This is a genomic window from Bartonella sp. CM86QHHN (assembly GCF_042194695.1).
In the GTDB taxonomy this organism is placed as follows: Bacteria; Pseudomonadota; Alphaproteobacteria; order Rhizobiales; family Rhizobiaceae; genus Bartonella.
Genome location: NZ_JBHIND010000018.1, coordinates 1 through 4,300, shown reverse-complemented (window position 1 = coordinate 4,300; position 4,300 = coordinate 1). Strand labels below are relative to the sequence as shown.

The 4,300-nt window shown below is 35.6% G+C and carries 2 protein-coding genes; both read left to right on the top strand.

Annotated features, from left to right (window positions below; translation table 11 throughout):
• Positions 1 to 172, top strand: a 172-nt coding sequence (locus ACFIKX_RS01730; RefSeq protein WP_375627977.1) for an autotransporter outer membrane beta-barrel domain-containing protein, incomplete at its 5' end; no start/stop codon positions are given.
• A 1,278-nt stretch (positions 173 to 1,450) separates the two neighbouring features.
• On the top strand, positions 1,451 to 4,300 hold a 2,850-nt coding region (locus ACFIKX_RS01725), incomplete at its 3' end, for an autotransporter outer membrane beta-barrel domain-containing protein (protein ID WP_375646163.1).

Here is a 4,300-nt window from a genome sequence, read left to right as displayed (position 1 = left end):
CAGAGATTTTGACCTTGATCCTATGGGACCTGCAATTGAAGGCGGCGTTGGCATCAATGCGCAACTGTCTCACAATTTCTCGCTTCATGGTGATGTCAGCTATCAACAAAAGCTTCAGAAAACTGGTATATCTGGAGCAAATTTCTCAGGCGGCATACGCTATCAGTTTTAAATCAAGGCTGTAAAAATAGCCTATTCATTCTATTCAATTTAATAAAAAGGGCAGCACAATATGCTGCCTTTTTTATTCTTGACACCCTTTCATAAAAAGATCGCTCGAATAGCTTTTGTTCTTTATCCTCCCAAGATCATCTCCATCAAGATTTATTGATTGACAAGGCTAGGTATTGTTTTTGATGCATACCAGATTGAAGTAGTTGCTCGTACACAGGCAAAAAAGTGCTTTCGTTATAATCCTGAAAAGACAGCTGGGAAGGTCTTGCCAATTTGCTGGAATTGGGGAGCGTGAAATGCGTGTAGCAGTCTTTGTACAAAAGAATGAAAATATGCACTAAAGCCGGTGGTTATGCTTAAGGGTGAGAATAAATTCAGTGATTTTGAGAAATCTACCCCTTACGCTGTCTTAGATATTGAATGGCATTTATCTCTCATAAACAAAAATGTCGCAAAGCGCTTCATCTCCAAGTGAAAGTAAAACTTTCAGAAAAAACACCTTATATGTATTTATTGATAAATCATATATGTTTATTGATAAATCGCGCTTGCTTCATAAAATCCCCTTCCCCTTTTTCTCAAAGCAAAAAGAAAATGTAAAATTTTACTGTCGTAAGTAGATAAAAAGCACAAGCTAATATTATTTTCCTCTTTACATAGGAAAAATACTGCAAAATATTTCTTTACGCAGATAATTTAATTAAATACACCCAAAAAACAAAGACATCAACCACTTTATCAAAATACTCAAGAAGAAACTAAGATTTATAAAAGCATCAATCAGTACTCTTTAGCATATTTATAAAACACATTACATCCAATATAAAACACCTCAGATCTAAAATTAAGTAAAATTTTTTAATTTTTGCTGACGGCTGTTCCCAACGATGCTGCCCCCCCTTTATTCTCCTTAATGCATCAAAATATATGACAGTACTGTGATACCATTAAAAAGTACAAACAAACAACGATCATTTGCTTATAATATTGTCTTTAAATATCATTTTAATATTTTTAATTATATATTTAATACGTAATAACTAAAACTATAAATATAATATGACTTAAATATAAATATATACATTAATTATTATATTTTTTAATTTGACTATAAGTAAATTATAAAACTATAAGTAAATTATAAAATAGTGATCAAGAAGAATATTTTTATAGACCATTATTTATTTTCTTATATTGTTTGTTCTTCTTATAACAAGTGGAGATATGGCAAACAGAAAAAATATTTGTAGCTTAGTTTTAAGTGAGGAGAACATAAATGTCTAAAAAATCTCTTTTATCGTATACAGCAACTGCAGCAATTCTATTATTTGGGACCTACCACAACACACAAGCGGAAGAACTTAAAGAACTTAAAGTTTCTGATGGAAATAAAATGGAAGTCTCTAAAGAAAGCTACGAGAATATTTGGGCAGAAACGGGTAGAAAAATCATCGGCAAGAATTTAAAGCTGGGGAGTACCTCCCCAACACCACCATCTGTTACAACCGTTGTCACCGTTAAAGGATCCGATAGTTTGATTGAATTATCGGACAATACCATCATTGGTGCTCCACTTGGAACTAAATCTTCCTATGAATACGGCGTTAATATATCGGATAACGCTACATTCAAAATGACAGGAGGTTCTATCAATGTTGATAAAACCGCTATTCAGCTAAATGCTGGTAACGGAAATATGGAAAATGTCACAATAACAAGTGAAAACAGCGAACCCTATAACGCAATAAAAGCTGAAAAAAAAAGTAAACTCACTTTGAAAAATATAACTGTTAAAAAAGCAAAAAACAGCATCTTTGCAGATAACCAAACTCAAGTAACAGTTATCGATGGATCTTTTGAGGCAAACGAAACAGCAATCAATGCTCGAAACGGTAGTATCATTACTTTAAACAATAAGGCAAAAATCACATCACTTAACGGTGATGGGCTCAATGCCATTGGTGAGCAATCAAAAATTTTTATGACAGGGGGAACTGTTACCGGTAGCAATAGTGTATTATATACAAAAGCTGGTGGATATATTAATGTTAAAGATGTTGTGCTCACAGCAAATGGTAAAGGAACAAAATTCGGTGCATTTGCAAGAGGTTCCAGCACTATTGAATTGAATGGTAACACAACAATTAAAAATGCTTCGATCGGTGTTAAAGCCGAAAGTGATAATGCGACAATCAAGATGACCGGAGGATCGATTGAGGTCACAGGAGACAAAGCAGTAGGTGCATCATTTCTTAACACCACCAGCAAAGAAAACACGCTGAAAGATGTAAAAATATCAAGCGGAAATGATGACTTTCTTATGGATAAAGGAATAAGTGCTGACAAAGGAAGTATTGTCACTTTAAATAATGTAACCGTCACGAAAGCAAAAAACAGCATCTTAGCAGATAACAAATCTCAAATAACAATCACCGGCGGATCTTTTGAGGCAAAAGGAGAAGCAATAATTGCTCAAAACGGCAGTAGCATTACTTTAAACAATGGTGCGAAAATCATTTCATCTGAGCATAATGCGCTGAGTGCCATTGGTGAGCAATCAAAAATTTTCATGACAGGAGGAACTGTTACTGGGAGTAATAATTCATTATATGCAACTTTGGGTGGATATATTAATGTTAAAGATGTTGCACTCACAGAAAATGGCGAAAGTTCAGTTACAGGCGCATCAGCTGAGGGCCCAAACAGCGTCATTGAATTAAAAGGAAAAACAACGATTACGAAGACTCTCTTTGGTCTTTATGTAACGGATGGAGGCAAAATCACAAGCGAAGAATTAACGATAAAAGGGAAAAGAACAAATATTGAGGGAATCGAACTGCCCAGCATGGGTGTAAATGCTGCTGCAAATAGCGTCATTGAATTAAACGGAAAAACAACGATTGAAAAAGTTGATTTTGGACTTGTCGCATCCAATAGCACGATTAAGATGGTCAATGGCGCTGAAAACAAAATAGATGCAACAATAATTGCACTAAAGATAAACAGAAATGGACATATTGATCTCGCAAATACTTCTGCAACAGCAGGGGTTGCTGGGGTGAATTTTGCAGATTTGTCTAAAAATAAGTTAAATGGCCTAAGTAATAGTAATCCACAAGATTGGCAAAACAGTGAAGTTAATTTGACCAATACAGATCTGATCGTTGAAAATGGTATTGGAATAAATACCGATGAATCAATGGGGAAAATTAATCTCAAAAATTCAAAAATCCTTGCAGATACGTTATTCAAAAACATAAAGCAGAAGACAAAACCTGTTGAAATGTTTACTTTAACTGCAGATCATTCTGTCTTACAAGGCGGTGTAAGAAATGACGAAAATGGGCAAACACGCTTTGATCTGAAAAACAACACAAAATGGACGTTGAAGATCAGTAACAATGAAAAAGATGCTGATGGAAAACTACTTGATATTGCTCAAAGATCTCGTTCCGATATTTCTACGCTTAATCTCGATAACAGCTCCATTATGTTTAGCAAGCCAACAGAAGAGCATTACCAAACTTTGTATATAGGTTCTGGTAAACCAGACACGCAAGAAGTCTACAATGCAACGGGTGATGCAAAGATTTACTTCAACGCACAATGGAGTGATGGAGCACCCATCGCCGATCAAAAAACCGATAGGCTTTTGATCCATGGGGATGTCGCTGGCAACACATCAGTTTATGTTTCAGGACGCGTAGAAAAGAACAGTAGTCAAGCAAATATCTCTGCTGCTCCTAATGTACGGGGGCTTTCACTCATTCAAGTTTCTGGAAAAGCAACTGAAAACTCTTTCAAACTCGTAAATGGCTATACCACAAGAAATGGTTTACCAGATATGTATACACTACGTGCCTATGGACCAGACTCAAGCCAAGGCAAAGCCGATATTGCGCAAAACCTCTTTGATGAAAAGAATGAAAATTTCTGGGATTTCCGTTTACAACCCGAACTGCTTGACTCCAATTCTGGTTCAAATCCTGATCCTGAAACAAATATCCCTACCGTTGCCCTTGTACCACAAACAGCAAGCTATTTGGTCATGCCAAATGCTCTCTTCTACAGTGGATTAACCGATATGGCTAAACAAAACGCACTCTTAGCCAATATCAGAACATCT